We start from the raw sequence: 14,442 nt of genomic DNA on the forward strand, positions 1-14,442 counted from the left end.
CGGCGCAGTTATTGCTCCGTGTAGATATCGGTCACGACCAACTGGTAATCGAATCGCCGACCACCCCGATTGTCAATCACCACGTAGCCGGCGCCCGAGGGTTTCAGACCTTGAGTATAGGCTGCACTGTACAAGGCTCGCCAGGCGCCCTCCACCGTCTGGGTATCCGGCTGATAGTGCAGGCTCAAAACCCGTTCTTGCGGGCGCTGTACAACCCGATAACCAGCAACGCTGGTAATGCTGCCTTCCACCGGGTAGCTGACTAGCGGCTTGAGCAGCGTTGGCGTGTTGTCTGCCAGGTTCTCGAAGGCTAGATTGAGTGGCCCGGTGATTTTGGCCCCCGCCTTGCGCCGCGTTGTCATGACCACGCTAACGGCAAGCCGGCCGACTTCTTCTGCCATCTCCGAGGGCGCCAGTTCTGCCGGGCGCCCAAACAGCGTCATGGCGGGGCGAGTGAGCAACCGGATGGCGTATTGGGTGCCATCGTCCCTGATGGTCATTTCATCGCCGCCGCGGATATCCACCAGCTTCTGTGCGCTAACAGGCACCGGCGCGTAGGCGGCCTTGCACAGGTCCGAGCTGCGGTAGCTTTGGCGTTGAGCAGAATCGAGCTGTGGATTCTTCTCCAACTGCTGACAGATCTGCTGATCGTATCCGCTCCATGCTTGACGAGCGGCGCCCGCATCCACCAGGGTATCGATCATTCCCTTGCCCGCTTCGCCAGCAGCAATCAGCAATGCAGTTTGTCGGGTGGATTCCGCTTCACGTCTGTCCGGCCCGCCAACACCAGCGCCAGGCGTACGTTTGGTCTGCGCGTGCACATTGGCGCCCGCATTCAGCAGCAACCTGGCACTGGCCGGCTTATCGGCCTGCGCGGCAGACATCAACGCGGTCTTGCCCCAGGCATTGCTGGCATCCACGGCAAAGCCTCGCTGCAGCAGAAAAGCGATGGCGTCCGGATTCTCGACTGCGGCCATCAAGGCAGTATCGCCATCTGCGCCCAAGCCACGCTGCGAGCCCAGTACCTCTGTTTCGTAATCAACGAAGTCGCTGATGACTGACAGCGGCGCACCATTGAGCAACACACTATGCAAGGTAGCAAACTGACGGCCCTGTTCCAGCGCACCGGCCTGCGGCGCTATGGCATAGCGCGGGCGGTAGCTGGCAAAGGGCGCCGGCGGTGCAGCCGGCGCCTGTACCGGCGCCTCCAGGTTCTCCATCGCACGGGCAAAGGTCTCATGGAACAACAAGTCAGCAGCGCTAGCAGCTTCCTGCGCGTTCAATCCCTGTGCGGCAAACATCGACACCAGCTCCTGATGCGCCGGCTGCAGCATGGGCATCACCCGGCGATACAGCTGTTTGGCGCCTATGTTGCGCTCTGACCATTCGAAGAACTCGTCCATGGCTGCATCATGCCGTGCGCGTATGGCTGCCTCCCGGCCGTTGCGCTGCAGTTGATCAACGCCCAGCAACGGCAGGTTGAGTAGCGTCCACTGGCGCTCTTTCCAGCGTTGGTGCAGATCGCGTCGTTCCTGCTGCGAGTAACCCGGCAGCGGGTCGCCAGCCAGTTTGTTCAGCTCGGCATCCAGTGCACTGTAGGAAGATAGGCCGCGTAGCGTATTGGTGCGCGGCGGAGTCAGATAGGCTTGTAGCAGGCACTGCGGAGTCACCCCGCCCTGCAGACTGTAGATGCCGGCATAGGCCGACTCCCCGCGGGCTGCCGGCGAGTAGAAACCCCAGGTTTCATTCACTAGCGCCAGGGTCTGGCCACGATAGGTGAACACATCAATGCTGCCGTAGTCACCAGTTTGTGATGACGAAGCGTGGGCGCGGCCGCCATAGTTGGGCTGCTCGGCTACCCAACGCGGCAGCATACGATCATCCATCACCACCTGGCCGTTTATCCGCAGGCCACGGGCACGCTGCTGATAACCGGCATACAGGCCCGCATCATACAACTCGACGCTGATCTGTTGGCCGCCTATGTCGGCGCTGCTGACCGGGGCGTGACTGCCGGCCTTGAGCTCTGCACCCGGCAAGGCCGCCATACTGATGCGGCCATCACGCGCCATAGCCTGATTGAGCCCATTGACGATGGTGCTGCATAGGCCGCTGCTGCGGTCCTCGGCAACGCGAAACTCGGCATAGGTCGACCAGGCATGGCGCTCGCGCTGGGCCTGTGGCTGCGGCGCGGGCCACGCCTTGAGTTGTGCCTCGCGTTGGCGATACATCGACTGCAGGCAGGCAATCGCATTGCTGTCGGCACTGACACCGGTCCCGGTATCAACTCCCAGGCCGCACTGCCCCGCCCGGCTCAGTAGCCACTGAGCCTGGTTGGCTTCCAGGACCAACGCGCCCGGGAGGTCGAGCTGATCAATGCGCTTGCGCAAGTAACCGGCCAGTTCCTTGTCCTGCAAGGCCAGCGCATCGCTGGCACAGATCTGGCGGTGTACCGCCGGCAAGGCGCCGGAACATTCAAAGCTGGCCTTGGTGTCGGCATTGAGTGGTGTCAGCCTGGGCGTCAAATCCGGTTTCGGCGCCGGGGGCGGCGGCGCGGTAGCACAGGCGCCCAGCGCAGCAATGGTTACAGCAAGCATCAGGCGTTGATTGATCGACATACTTGTCTCCTGCCTATTTGATGAAGATGGCGGTGCCATAAATGGTGTACTGGCCAGCGCCGTCACCTGGCGGCGCTGGGAATGGCCCGGCGCTGCGGATGGCTTGTTCGGCCGCCTGATCCAGCACCGCATCACCGCAACGGTCAATCTCGAACGACACCATGCGCCCATTGCCGTCTACGGTAATTTCGTAGGGGATGTAGCACTGACGCTTGAAATCATTGGGATCGCCCTTGTAGCCCGGTGGCGGCTTGTACACTGAGCCTTCGGGGCGTTTCAGGTTGGCGATAACCCGATTCTTCACGGTATCGGCATAACCGGACGGTGCCATTCGCCCACGGCTGCTTGGCGCGGCTGTCGGCGCCGGCGTCTGCGGGGCTGCCCATTGCTGGTTGGCACCGAAGCTGTGTACTGGCGGGCCACGCGGCTTGGGCGGTTGCGGCGGCGGTGGCGTCGGGCGCTCCACTACCCGCGGTTTGGGTTCAGGCTCAGGCTCGGGTTCAGGCTCTGGTTCAGGCTCCGGCTCCGGTTCCGGTTCGGGCTCCGGCTCGGGCGGTGGTGGCGGTATTTCCACCAGCTCCACGGCCACCACCTGCTGTTGCGGCGGCGCGGCATGGCGAAACTGGTTGCTGAAAAGCCACACCAGCAGCGCCGCATGCAGGCCCAACGAGACCATCACCACCAGCAGACGCATCGCCCACCGGCTGCTATCTGTCGTGCGATTCATCAGGGCTCCAGCTCTTCCGAGGCAACCAGACTGATACGGGTGTAGCCGGCTTTTTGCAGCGAATTCATGACCCTCATCAGGGTGCCGTAATCGACGGCCTGATCACCGCGCAGGAACAGCCGGGTATCCTTGGCGCCGGCGGTAACACCGGTTATCAAGGCTGGCAGATCACTTAGACTGGTGGCTTGCTCCTGCACAAAGAGCTTGCCGTCGGCCTGTACGCTGACATAAATGGGGTCCTGCGGCGGCGGACTCGGTGTCGCCGCATTGCTTGGCAAGTCCACCGGCACATCGACAGTCGCCAAGGGCGCCGCCACCATGAAGATAATCAGCAGTACGAGCATCACATCCACAAAGGGCGTGATATTCATTTCGGCGTTTTGCTGATAGTTATGCCGCTTGACCAGCGGCCCTGAACTGAGCTGGATTCCCATATCAGCGCCCTTCGTCGAGCTGGCGGGAGGCGCCGGCAATCATCTCCGCAGAGAAGTTGTCCAGAGCGCCAACAAAGCCGTTGATGTCACGGGCGAACTTGTTGAAGATCATTACTGCCGGAATCGCGGCAAACAGACCCAGGGCCGTGGCCAGCAGGGCTTCGGCAATCCCCGGCGCTACCACCGCCAGGCTGGCCGACTTGAGTGTGGCAATGCTGGCAAAGCTGTTGAGGATGCCCCATACGGTGCCAAACAGGCCGATGAACGGGGCGGTGGCGCCAATGGTAGCCAGCACCCCCATCATGCTGCCCATACGTGCAAGATCGCGCTCCTGCACTATGCCGGCGGTCAGCGCCATGCGCTGCAACAGCCTATTGATGCGATCCGGATCACTGGCCTCGCCAGCCATGCCCCGGTAATGCCTGAGCTCCGCCTGACCAACCTGCCACATGCGACCCATGGCGCTTTTCTCGGCTGTATCGGTCAGCACATCCAGCTGGCCGGCACGAAATGCCTTGAGAAAGCGCTGGTTGCCGCGGCGCGCGCGGGAGAATACAAAGATCTTTTCGAATAACACTGCCCAGGTCAGCAGTGAGCAGAACACCAGCAGCAACATTACCGACTTGACCAGGGCATCGGCCTGCTCATACATCTCACGCACACCGAATGCCTCGACCGGCGCCTCCTGCTGCGCGGCTATCTCCTGCGCAATGGTGGCTGTGGCTGACTGAGCGCTCTGGGTGGTCTGATTTGTGATCGGCTCTGCCGGTGCCGCGGTAGTGTCCTGCGATTGTGCCAGGACCCAGGACGCGGACGCCGCGCCAGTACCTAGCAGCAAGACCAGTGATACCGCGCGCAAACGGCTGTGCCAGCGATTGGCGATGGATGAAAACGAACGACTCTGCATGTTGCCCCCGATTGTTGTTATGTTGAGGTGTTGCTTACTGTGTTCAGTTATCTATGTTCTGCGGCGTGAGAATGGCGTGTAGCGTGGCCACATAGTGGGCAAAGGCCTCTCGACCCTTGGCCGTGAGGCTCACACGGGTACGCGGCTTTTTGCCGACAAAATCCTTTTTTATCCGTACATACTCGGCCCCTTCCAGGGTGCCCAGATGGGCGCCCAGGTTGCCATCGGTGGTATCCACGATGGCGCGCAGCGAGACGAACTCGATCCACTGGTTACTGGACAGGGTGTTCAACGCTGCCATGATCTTGAGCCGCACCGGTTGATGAATGAGGTCGTTGGGCGTCTGCATCAGGTGCGCCTCAACCAGAAGCTGGAGACGATGAAAGTGCCGCCCCAGCCGAGCCCCAGCCACCACCAGTAGTGCTCGGTCGCGAACAGAAAGCAGCAGAAGCAGAGGGTTGCCAGGGCGATGCCGATGCATAGGTAGCGCGGACGCGACTGAGCGCCTCGGATCACATAGAGGGTGGCGACAAAGAGTGGGACTATCATGCTGCCCTGGCGCGGTGTCAGCGGCCACATGACCGCATGCAGCAGGGCGGCAAACACTAGAACCGACCCCACCACCAGCAGATAGCGCCAGACGATACCGGGCAGTATCTCCTGCGCCATGCGCGCCAGATGCACACCCGCCATCAAGCCGACGATGACCACAGCCAGCCAGATCAGCAACAACCATTGGGGAAAAAGTGCGGTAAGAACGCAGCCAAGCAGATTGACCAGCCCCCACAGCATCAGCTGCCGGGACTCGGCGCGATAATCTTGAAAGCCGGCAGCGCGGGCTTGCACGCTGGTTATGGCGCGAAGAGCTGCCGCAGCTTCTTCAGGGGATGGAGACATGGATTATCTCTGTTTTTGTTTTCTGCAAAGCACTCTATTGAACAGAGTAGACAAAAACAAGATGTGTCTTGAAATTTTTATTCACCCTGACTGCGCAGTCACAAATCGCGAAAACCCGGCTGAACAGGGTTGCGCGCCATGGTCGTGCCGGACCTGTCAGCTTCGACGGCTGCCTGGTACTCAGCGCCAAGCGCCCTGCTCCAGGCTGTCGCCAGCGGCATTATTCAACCCAGAATGTCGTACTCACCACCGCGTTGCAGCGCGCGCTGGTAAGCCTGGCGTTCATGGATGCGCCGCAGATAGCCAATGAGGTGCGGCCAGTTCTCATCCAACCCGCCGCGCGCCGCTGCGGCCTCCAACGGGAAACTCATCTGTACATCGGCGGCAGTGAATTCATCCCCGACAAACCAGCCGGTGGCGGCCAGATGATCGTTCATGTAGTCCAGATGCTGCCTGATCTGCGGCTCGATAAAGCTGCTCTTCGCCTTGCCGGCAATGCCCCGCGCCACCGGCTTGATAAAAAACGGCATGGGCGCCGACTCTACTCGGTTGAACACCAATTTGAGCAACAGCGGCGACATGGCCGAGCCTTCGGCATAGTGCAGCCAGTAAATGAACTCCAGGCGCTGCGCAGTGCCCTGCGCCGGAGCCAGCGCATTCTGATCATAGGTATCGGTCAGGTATTGGATAATGGCTCCCGACTCGGCCAATGTCAGTTCGCCGTCCGTAATCACTGGCGATTTACCCAGCGGGTGCACGGCCTTGAGTTCCGGCGGCGCCAGCATGGTTTTCGGGTCACGCTCATAGCGCTTGACCTCATACTCCAGCCCCAGCTCTTCCAGCAGCCAAAGAATGCGCTGTGAGCGCGAGTTATTCAGATGGTGAACGACGATCATGGATACTCCTGAGATCAGGGAAAAAAGGTGGTGCTTGGCTAGCCAACCGCAGCCGCCAGCGTCTGGCTGGCCGGCACATGGCCACGCACACAGTTGCGGCCATCCTGCTTGGATTCATACAGGGCCAGATCTGCCTGATCAATCATCCGATAGAGATCCTGCTCGGAAAATTCACTAACGCACACGTAACCAATAGAGACGGAGTTATGCAGCACGACGTCCGCCACATCAAAGCGGCGTGCCTGCCACTGCTCGCGGATGCGTTCGGCCAGCGCCACTGCGCTGCTCTCATCGGCACCAGGCACCAGTAGCACAAATTCCTCGCCACCAAAACGGCACAGCAGGTCCTGCGCCCTCACCTGCCGGGCTACCTGCCGCGCAAAAGCGCCAAGCACTTCATCACCTACGCTGTGGCCGTGCAGATCATTGATGGCCTTGAAGTTGTCCAGATCCATGAGCAGCAACGCCAGCCCTTCGCCCTGCCGGCGGCTTACCGCCATCTGGCGCAACGCCAGGTCGGTAAAGGCGCGGCGGTTCAAAAGATTGGTCAAAGGATCACGGGTAGCCTGCAGTTTCAACTCCTCCTGCAGGCTGCGGGTAGCCAGGATCACGCACAACAGTGAGAAGGCATACAGAAACACTATGCCTTCCAGATAGTTGAGCGCCTCCACCGGCTCGGCTTCTTCGAAGGTGCTGGCGGCGATATAGGTGGTATCAAAAAGGTAGAGCAGGAAACGACGCAAATACAACAGACAGTGCATACACCAGATGCCGCTCCAGACCCAGACCAGCGCCCGCTGCGGCATGTGCATACGCCACAGTTCGAAGATCATCAGCAGACTCACCAGGACCACGATGCCGCTGTGCAGCATGACGCTGAAGCGCAGCGAATCCTGCAGAATAAAGAACAGCGTACCTTGGGCCAGCATGGACGTCGCCATGGCTGGCAAGAAACCCTTGGCCGAGCGGCCCAGGCGATAGCAGCGGGTGCCCCACAGCCACACCAGATACCCCTGGGTAATGACCGCTGCGCTGAGCCACAGCGGAAGGTAGGCGCGAACGCTCTGCAGGGCCAGGCCGACAACGATCACTATAAGCCCCAAAGCCCAGTAGCGAATGGCAAGCACCTGACGGTTCAGCACGCTGGCCACCAGCAGGCCTATGGCCGAAATCAGGGTGGTCAGCGTCAGCACAGCCATCAGGGTTGTCATGTCTAGCATGGACTGGGTTCTATGTTCTTTTGGGTTGGCTCAAGACTAGCGTTTGGCGCTGGCAAACACCATCGTAAAATCGTAGCTATGAGCCATCAACTCCTGCGCTGTTCAACTCTTTGTTTCGCCGCTCCCGCAAGCGTTGGCCGGGTGCGTCACCCAGATCAGCTCTGAAGTCGGGAAGCCGAGTGCCTCGGCACGCCGCACAAACTCATCCTTTACCGCCTGGTCCGGCTGTGGGCTGCGTGACAACAGCCAGAGATAGTCGGTATTGGGGCCGGATACAAACGAGTACTGGTAGTCCTGCTGGTCCAGCCCGAACACGGCATAGGTGCCGTAGAACGGACCGAAGAAAGACACTTTCAGAAAGCCTTGATTCGGTGTCTCGGCAAAATAGGCCTTGCCTTCAGCCTCCTCCCACTCGCCCTTCTCGGCATTGCAGCCGCGGTTGATCACTTTTATTCCGCCATCGTCGCGAAGGCTGTAGTTGGCCGTGACGCCAGACAGGCCACGTTCAAAGGAATGATCAAGACGGGCTACTTCGTACCAGGTTCCCAGATAACGCTCGGCTTCGAAGGGCTGCACCGGTGTCACTCCCTCGGGCAATTGTACGCAGCCGCCCACCAAGGAGACCGCCAGCAGAAGTCCTGTTTGGCGAAGGTAAGTCATGTAATCGTCTCCTCACGGGTAAGGTAATCGAGCAGGTCGTAGAGCAGCGCCGAGGTTTGCTCCAGCACGGGATCTGCAACACCGACGATGGCATCGGCCGGCTGTACGAAGTCTGCCGGCTGCAGGCTTTCGCCATCGGCCTCCACAAAGTCGGCCAGCAGCGCACGGGTTGCCTCCAGATGAAACTGCAGCCCTATCACCGAGCGACCCAGCTGAAACGCCTGGTTGGCGCAGGCCGTGCTGGATGCCAGGGGCACCGCACCATGCGGCAGATCAAAGGTTTCACCATGCCAGTGCAGTACCGTCACCTGTTCGGGAAAATGAAAGGCTGCGCCGTTGTGATGGGTGTTGCCCTGTATCGCAAACCAACCGATCTCGCGCTCGACATGGGGATAGACCGCCTGGCCCAACGCGCTGGCAATAAGTTGTGCGCCAAGACAGATACCCAGCACCTGCTTGTCAGCGGTAACGGCTTGCCGAATGAACGCCTTCTCTGCAGCCAGCCAGGGCAGTTGCCCTTCATCGTTCACGCTCATGGGCCCGCCCATGACGATGAGGAGATCGATCTCTTCCAAGGCCTGTGCATCAGGCAGTTGTTCATCGCGATAGAGGTGTGTACCCGTTACCTGATAACCCTGGCGATCAAGCCAGGTCTCAATCTGGCCAAGCCCCTCAAAAGCCACGTGTTGCAGATAATGCGCGCGCATTCGATGCTGTTCCTCGGAAATGTCCTGTTGGCCACGGCCGCCTCGCCTGGTTTTTCTGAGTGGGAGCCATGCCAAAGGTTCCCTCACACGGGTTTGAAGCGGAACACGTCTGCTTGCTGGTAACGCTTCAGACACAGGGTGATCAGCAAGGTGCGGTTGGGGCGAAACATATCGCGCACCTGCGCTCGGCTCAAGGACAAGGCGCCAATATCATCGTCGGTATAGGTACGGTAGCCGACTTTGCCACTACTCACCTCGGGATAGGCAGTGATGCTGATGCGCAAACGGTCCTGTTCCCGCAGCAGCAACTGGTACAGCAGGTCGCAGTTGATCAGCAGACTACGGTAGTGTTTTTCGCCAGAGAATACGTGTACTCCCTTGATCACCTCTTCCTGTATGACCTGCGTGAGGCGGCGCTCGCGGGTCGTTCTGTCATCGTTGACGTAAAGTTCTATGATGTAGTCGTTGACCGGCGCGCCGTGATTGTCCAGTACTCGAAAGACGGTGTTCTGATAGCGCTGAAAATGGTCGCCCGGCCGCTGCGCAGCCACTTCACTGACCTGGTGGCAATGGCTTGCCAGGCGCATGCGCCAGGCATCGAAGCCGGAATCCGGCACCATCAGCGCGCCGCAGATCAGGCTCCAGGTGATGGACTCGTTGGTGCCGCGCCCCTTGGCCGTAATGCTGCTGTGATCCTCGCCGTCGACCATAGTAAATGCCAGGGCGCTGTCATCCACCTGTTGATAGTCGATACGCGGAGCGCCGCCCGGCTCGTGACTGAAATCAATCAGCATGCGGGCCGCCTGCAGATTGGCCGTGGACACCCGCACTGTGCCGTCGGTGCCGGGCTTGTTGGCTACCGCAGCAATACCGCTGTAGCCGGCATTACCCACCAGCACGGTACAAAGCACGCGGCCGGGCGCAAAAACGCTGTTGTCGACAAAAAGGTCGCGCTCGGCCAGTTGCCAACTATAGCTGCTGGCTAGCTCCAATCCCTTGAGAATCTGGGTGCCGGTTTCAAACAATCGCGAGCCCTTCCAACCCTTGACCGCGCGACCAATCACCGAGCGACCGGTATGCGCGAGCGGCGAACCGAAATTGGCCGGAGCCAGCATCAAGAGCCGGTGGATGGGCACCTGGTCAGGCGGAAAACGGCTGAGCCAGTCGCGAATAACCAGGCCGCCAGTGCTGTGGACTACCGCATCGACACTGCGCGGGCTGCGTGGCAGGCCGGCATCCGTCCAGGCGCGATCCATAGCCTCCACCAGATCGGCGAAGGTCACCTGATCATCCAGCGAGATGTAATCACCCAGGTAAATCTGCTCTACCTGGGCACCAATACCGTCGGGTAACGGCGACGCGAGCCGTTTGGCCAGCGCACGAAACGAGCTGAAATTGTCACTCCAGCCATGGATGATCACCAGCATCCGGACCTCCCTGAACAATGTGATACGGGCATGAATCACGACTGCTGGCTGTGAACGGCATCCTGCCTGCGGGTTTTTCGAGTTTTGGTGCAACAGCGCAAGCCGCGCGCGGCGTCTGGTCAGACAGCAGCAAACTCTGGCGGCATTCGATTAAACATAGCCCAAAATGACTCAGCTGCAGGCATCTTAGAAGCGGTCAAAGCAAACGGCGCTTGCTTATTTTTTCCGATGTGAGAGCAACCCTCGTCGTTATCTGAAGTCTGCTGCTGTGCCATAGTGAAAATTGCCTTTCGCAACAGCGAGCACAGAACGGCTTTTTAATCACTTCCGATTCGGGTTTCGCCCCCGTTTGCCAAAACAGAGGAGCCAATATGCAGATCGATCTCACTAACAAAACCGCCATCGTCACCGGCTCGACCGGCGGCATCGGCCTGGCTATTGCCCATGGCCTGGCCGCCGCCGGCGCGACGGTGGTCATCAACGGTCGCAAACAGGACGGCGTGGACGCAGCCCTGCACCAGCTCCAAGCAGCACTGCCCAAGGCTCGAATACGTGGCGTGGCTGCCGATCTGAGCAGCGCAGATGGGTTGGAGCAGCTGCGCTCGGCGGAGCCCAAGGCCGACATTCTGGTGAATAATCTGGGCATCTATGCCGGGCAGGATTTCTTCGATACGCCGGATGAGGTGTGGCAGCAATACTTCGACGTGAATGTCATGTCTGGAGTGCGCGTGGCCCGTGCTTATGCGCCGGCGATGGTCGAGCAGGGCTGGGGGCGCATAGTTTTCATCTCGTCCGAGTCCGGCCTCAACATTCCACCTGACATGATTCACTACGGTTTCAGCAAGGCAGCCAACCTGGCAGTCGCGCGCGGTTTGGCCAAGCGTCTGGCTGGCACTGGTGTCACGGTCAACGCGGTGCTGCCCGGTCCTACGCTCTCCGAGGGGGTCAGCGAAATGCTGGAGCCCGACGCAAAGCGCAAGGGGGTTTCCCTGCAGCAAGCCGGAGATGAGTTCGTCAAGGCCAAGCGGCCTTCGTCCATCATCCGCCGCATTGCCGCCCCCGAAGAGACCGCCAACATGGTGGTTTACGCCTGCTCGCCGCAAGCCTCGGCTACCACCGGCGCAGCGCTGCGCGTGGAAGGCGGCATAGTCGACAGCATCGGCTAACGCCAAAGGGTTGCCACTCCGCCCTGCTTTTGGCTTACAAAGACAAAGGCTTGGCGGGGTTTGCCCTCTCCCGCCCAACGCCTCACACCTATACTCCTTGCAACACAACAGGCCCAGGCCCATAAGAATCAAGGAGCCCCACCATGCCCGCCACAAGAAACGCGCTTGCCCGGCTGTCTCGCTTTTTTAGTATCGCCGGACTGGTGCTGCTGGCCGCGCACAGCATGGCAGCGGCGCGCCCCAACATTCTGCTTATCGTTGCCGATGATATGGGGTTCAGCGATCCGGGCGCCTACGGTGGCGAGATCAGCACACCCAATATCGACGCCCTGGCCGCTGCCGGCATGCAGTTCACCAACTTTCATGTATCCGCCACCTGCTCGCCCACGCGCGGCATGTTGATGACAGGGGTAACCAACCACCTCGTCGGCATGGGTAACATGAAGGAGATCATGGCGGACAACCAGAAGGGCAAACCCGGCTACGAGACTTGGCTGAACGATAGCGTGGTGACCCTGCCCACCCTGCTGCAAGACGCCGGTTACAACACCTATATGGCCGGCAAGTGGCATCTGGGCATGCGGACCGAAAGCCAGCCACTGGCGCGCGGCTTCACCCATTCCTTCGCCTTGATGGAAAGCGGCGCGGACAACTGGGAGGAAAAACACTACCTGCCAGGCGGCAGCGCGACCTGGATAGAAGACGGTAAACAGGTGGCGTTGCCGGAAGATTTCTATTCCTCATTCACCTATGCCGACAAGCTCATCAGCTATATCGACGAGGGTCAGGACCAGGATCGCCCCTTCTTTGGGTACCTGGCATTCCAGGCAGTACATGCGCCCCACCAGGTACCGGAAGAATACATAGAGAAATACAGCGACCAATACCACGCCGGCTGGGATGCGATTCGCCAGCAGCGTTATGCCCGCCAGCTGCAGGCGGGTTTGCTGCCCGATACTGGCGAGCGGGCTGTAAGTGATGACTGGGGGACCTTCTACTCCACCCCGCACATTGATTGGGACCAGCTCAGCGACGAAGAACGCGCCTATCGCGCACGTCAGATGGCGGTCTTTGCCGGTATGGCCGAAGCCATGGACCAGAGCATTGGCAAGGTCATCAAGTATCTGAAGGACAGCGGCCAGTACGACAATACCCTGATCATATTCATGAGTGACAACGGCGGCGAGTCGACTGTACTGCGTGAAGTGGCGCCGCTGTTCTACCGTTTGCGCTATAACACCGACCAGGAGGCGCTAGGCGCCAAGGGCAGTTATAGCGAATACGGCCCGGGCTGGGCGTACGCATCCAACACGCCGTTCTACTCCTACAAGGGCTCGCCCTTCAGCGGCGGCATGCGGGTGCCCTTCATCATCAGTCAGCCAGGCCAGATCAAACCCGGATCACGTAGCAACAGCTTTGGCTTTGTGACCGATATCACCCCCACCCTGCTGGAGGCTGCCGGCGTGGCCGCCCCCCAGGGCGAATACCGTGGTCGTAAGGTGCATGAAATCATGGGCACCAGTATGCTCCCGCTGCTGCGCGGTCAAGCAACACGCATTCACGACCCCGAGCACATCACGGTCTACGAGCTGGCCGGCGGTATCGCTGTGTGGCAAGGCGACTACAAACTGGTCACCTCGAAAACCGGCGCCATACCTGCGCGCAAGGGTATGCAGCTGTTCGATACCAGCAAGGATCCACTCGAGCGACACAACCTGGCCGCCGAGATGCCGGAGAAAGCCGCCCAGCTTTACGGCGCCTACGAAGACTATGTGAAGCGTTACAACGTCATTGAAGTACCCGACGACTATCGCGCTTGGGAACAGGTGAAGATCAACGGCCGCGCCAACTTCATCGCCGAGAACCGCAGCGCGCTCTTTGCCATCGGGCTGATCGTATTGGTGATACTGGGCATGCTTGTACGCCTGGTAATCAGGCGTCGCCAGCGCTGAGACGCAGCGGTCCAATCCGCGACTGAATAACCAGAGCTATCAGACCAGTATCAGTAGCGACCATGAAGCTCCATTTGCTCAATGATTGACGCTGTTCCGCTCTCCGCCCCAGGGTTAAGGTTCTTCATCACCTAATGGAGTGCAGCAGATGGAGTTGGCCAAACCCTTCTACGACGTCGGCGTTTTTAGCAATCAATCGCAAGCGCAACTGCAGTTTTGGCAGCAGCAGGTTGGCCTGGCTTTCGATCACAGTTTGAAGCTGGGCGGCGGCGTGCTGCAGCATCGCCACCATGCCGCAGGCGCGGTGCTCAAGCTCAACGATGCGCGCGACCCCCTACCCCTTGCGCTAGATGGCCCCATTGATGAGTTGCTGGTAGCCAGTGAAAAGGTGCATGAGCCGCAACTGTTGAGCGATCCTGATGGCAACCCCGTGCGCCTGGTCCCGCCGGGATACCGGGGCATTCAGGGCCTGGCAGTGCAGCTGAAGGTGCAGGATCTGGCCCGTAGTGAAGAGTTTTATTGCCAGGTTTTGGGTCTGCAACCGGTGGAACCCGGATTGCTGGCCTGCGGTGATACCCGGTTGCTACTGAGCGCAGGCGCCGCCGGCGTCGACCTTGCCGCGCCGCTGGCGGCAACGGGCGTGCGCTATATCACCTTGCAGGTGTTTGATTGCGACGCCACTTACGCCAAGGCGCTGGCCGGCGGTGCGACCTCGGGCCGCGAGCCGGTGACGCTCGGCAGTACGGCGCGCATCGCCTTCATTCGCGACCCCGACGGCACCTGGATAGAACTCTCGGAACGAGCGTCCGTCACGGGTAAAGCGGTGTAGCG

14 protein-coding genes are annotated in these 14,442 nt (G+C 60.2%); 3 read left to right on the plus strand and 11 right to left on the minus strand.

Features of this window, described 5'->3' with window-relative positions; translation table 11 throughout:
* Positions 1 to 8: 8 nt before the first annotated feature.
* From V7756_RS13215 to V7756_RS13265, 11 genes are all read right to left on the minus strand, one after another.
* Positions 9 to 2,618, minus strand: a complete 2,610-nt coding sequence (locus V7756_RS13215) for an ankyrin repeat domain-containing protein (RefSeq protein WP_335610654.1) — start codon at positions 2,616 to 2,618, stop codon at positions 9 to 11.
* Between the two features lie 13 nt (positions 2,619 to 2,631).
* On the minus strand, positions 2,632 to 3,345 hold the full coding sequence (locus tag V7756_RS13220; protein ID WP_335610655.1) for a TonB family protein: 714 nt from the start codon (positions 3,343 to 3,345) through the stop codon (positions 2,632 to 2,634).
* Positions 3,345 to 3,779: a TonB system transport protein ExbD gene (gene exbD, locus V7756_RS13225; protein ID WP_335610656.1), complete on the minus strand. Its 435-nt coding sequence runs from the start codon at positions 3,777 to 3,779 to the stop codon at positions 3,345 to 3,347. The genes V7756_RS13220 and exbD overlap by 1 nt, the downstream gene beginning before the upstream one ends.
* Position 3,780: 1 nt before the next feature.
* The gene (locus V7756_RS13230) at positions 3,781 to 4,686 is read right to left on the minus strand and encodes a MotA/TolQ/ExbB proton channel family protein (RefSeq protein WP_335610657.1); all 906 of its coding nucleotides are present in this window, start codon (positions 4,684 to 4,686) and stop codon (positions 3,781 to 3,783) included.
* Positions 4,687 to 4,729: 43 nt separating this feature from the next.
* Positions 4,730 to 5,035: a winged helix-turn-helix domain-containing protein gene (locus tag V7756_RS13235; RefSeq protein WP_335610658.1), complete on the minus strand. Its 306-nt coding sequence runs from the start codon at positions 5,033 to 5,035 to the stop codon at positions 4,730 to 4,732.
* Positions 5,035 to 5,583, minus strand: a complete 549-nt coding sequence (locus V7756_RS13240) for a hypothetical protein (RefSeq protein WP_335610659.1) — start codon at positions 5,581 to 5,583, stop codon at positions 5,035 to 5,037. Before V7756_RS13240 ends, V7756_RS13235 begins: the two co-directional genes overlap by 1 nt.
* A gap of 224 nt (positions 5,584 to 5,807) precedes the next feature.
* A complete protein-coding gene (locus V7756_RS13245; protein WP_335610660.1) occupies positions 5,808 to 6,479 on the minus strand; it encodes a glutathione S-transferase in 672 nt (223 codons plus the stop codon).
* A gap of 38 nt (positions 6,480 to 6,517) precedes the next feature.
* On the minus strand, positions 6,518 to 7,699 hold the full coding sequence (locus tag V7756_RS13250) for a GGDEF domain-containing protein (protein WP_335610661.1): 1,182 nt from the start codon (positions 7,697 to 7,699) through the stop codon (positions 6,518 to 6,520).
* Positions 7,700 to 7,801: 102 nt separating this feature from the next.
* Complete coding sequence (locus V7756_RS13255) at positions 7,802 to 8,359, minus strand: lipocalin family protein (RefSeq protein ID WP_335610662.1); 558 nt, start codon at positions 8,357 to 8,359, stop codon at positions 7,802 to 7,804.
* Positions 8,356 to 9,066, minus strand: coding sequence for a type 1 glutamine amidotransferase (locus tag V7756_RS13260; protein WP_335610663.1), 711 nt, complete (start codon positions 9,064 to 9,066; stop codon positions 8,356 to 8,358). Before V7756_RS13260 ends, V7756_RS13255 begins: the two co-directional genes overlap by 4 nt.
* 83 nt (positions 9,067 to 9,149) lie before the next feature.
* Complete coding sequence (locus V7756_RS13265; RefSeq protein WP_335610664.1) at positions 9,150 to 10,493, minus strand: esterase/lipase family protein; 1,344 nt, start codon at positions 10,491 to 10,493, stop codon at positions 9,150 to 9,152.
* A gap of 371 nt (positions 10,494 to 10,864) precedes the next feature.
* Between V7756_RS13265 and V7756_RS13270 the strand changes: the two genes are divergently transcribed.
* The 3 genes from V7756_RS13270 (at position 10,865) to V7756_RS13280 (ending at position 14,440) form a co-directional block, all read left to right on the plus strand.
* Positions 10,865 to 11,659 (plus strand): SDR family NAD(P)-dependent oxidoreductase, encoded by a 795-nt coding sequence (locus V7756_RS13270; protein ID WP_335610665.1) that lies wholly within the window; start codon positions 10,865 to 10,867, stop codon positions 11,657 to 11,659.
* Positions 11,660 to 11,802: 143 nt separating this feature from the next.
* Positions 11,803 to 13,611 carry an arylsulfatase gene (locus tag V7756_RS13275; protein WP_335610666.1) on the plus strand — a complete coding sequence of 603 codons (1,809 nt, stop codon included), beginning with the start codon at positions 11,803 to 11,805 and terminating at the stop codon, positions 13,609 to 13,611.
* A gap of 148 nt (positions 13,612 to 13,759) precedes the next feature.
* On the plus strand, positions 13,760 to 14,440 hold the full coding sequence (locus tag V7756_RS13280) for a VOC family protein (RefSeq protein ID WP_335610667.1): 681 nt from the start codon (positions 13,760 to 13,762) through the stop codon (positions 14,438 to 14,440).
* Positions 14,441 to 14,442 lie beyond the last annotated feature (2 nt).

This window comes from Halopseudomonas sp., from assembly GCF_036961105.1.
Taxonomy (GTDB): domain Bacteria; phylum Pseudomonadota; class Gammaproteobacteria; order Pseudomonadales; family Pseudomonadaceae; genus Halopseudomonas.

Excerpts from the sequence above, each read along its gene's own strand:
- V7756_RS13255 (WP_335610662.1), bottom strand. The coding sequence starts at position 8,359 with ATGACTTACCTTCGCCAAACAGGACTTCTGCTGGCGGTCTCCTTGGTG.
- V7756_RS13215 (WP_335610654.1), bottom strand. The coding sequence starts at position 2,618 with ATGTCGATCAATCAACGCCTGATGCTTGCTGTAACCATTGCTGCGCTG.
- V7756_RS13260 (WP_335610663.1), bottom strand. The coding sequence starts at position 9,066 with ATGCGCGCGCATTATCTGCAACACGTGGCTTTTGAGGGGCTTGGCCAG.
- V7756_RS13245 (WP_335610660.1), bottom strand. The coding sequence starts at position 6,479 with ATGATCGTCGTTCACCATCTGAATAACTCGCGCTCACAGCGCATTCTT.
- V7756_RS13275 (WP_335610666.1), top strand. The coding sequence starts at position 11,803 with ATGCCCGCCACAAGAAACGCGCTTGCCCGGCTGTCTCGCTTTTTTAGT.
- V7756_RS13235 (WP_335610658.1), bottom strand. The coding sequence starts at position 5,035 with ATGCAGACGCCCAACGACCTCATTCATCAACCGGTGCGGCTCAAGATC.
- exbD (WP_335610656.1), bottom strand. The coding sequence starts at position 3,779 with ATGGGAATCCAGCTCAGTTCAGGGCCGCTGGTCAAGCGGCATAACTAT.
- V7756_RS13220 (WP_335610655.1), bottom strand. The coding sequence starts at position 3,345 with ATGAATCGCACGACAGATAGCAGCCGGTGGGCGATGCGTCTGCTGGTG.
- V7756_RS13230 (WP_335610657.1), bottom strand. The coding sequence starts at position 4,686 with ATGCAGAGTCGTTCGTTTTCATCCATCGCCAATCGCTGGCACAGCCGT.
- V7756_RS13240 (WP_335610659.1), bottom strand. The coding sequence starts at position 5,583 with ATGTCTCCATCCCCTGAAGAAGCTGCGGCAGCTCTTCGCGCCATAACC.
- V7756_RS13270 (WP_335610665.1), top strand. The coding sequence starts at position 10,865 with ATGCAGATCGATCTCACTAACAAAACCGCCATCGTCACCGGCTCGACC.
- V7756_RS13280 (WP_335610667.1), top strand. The coding sequence starts at position 13,760 with ATGGAGTTGGCCAAACCCTTCTACGACGTCGGCGTTTTTAGCAATCAA.
- V7756_RS13265 (WP_335610664.1), bottom strand. The coding sequence starts at position 10,493 with ATGCTGGTGATCATCCATGGCTGGAGTGACAATTTCAGCTCGTTTCGT.
- V7756_RS13250 (WP_335610661.1), bottom strand. The coding sequence starts at position 7,699 with ATGCTAGACATGACAACCCTGATGGCTGTGCTGACGCTGACCACCCTG.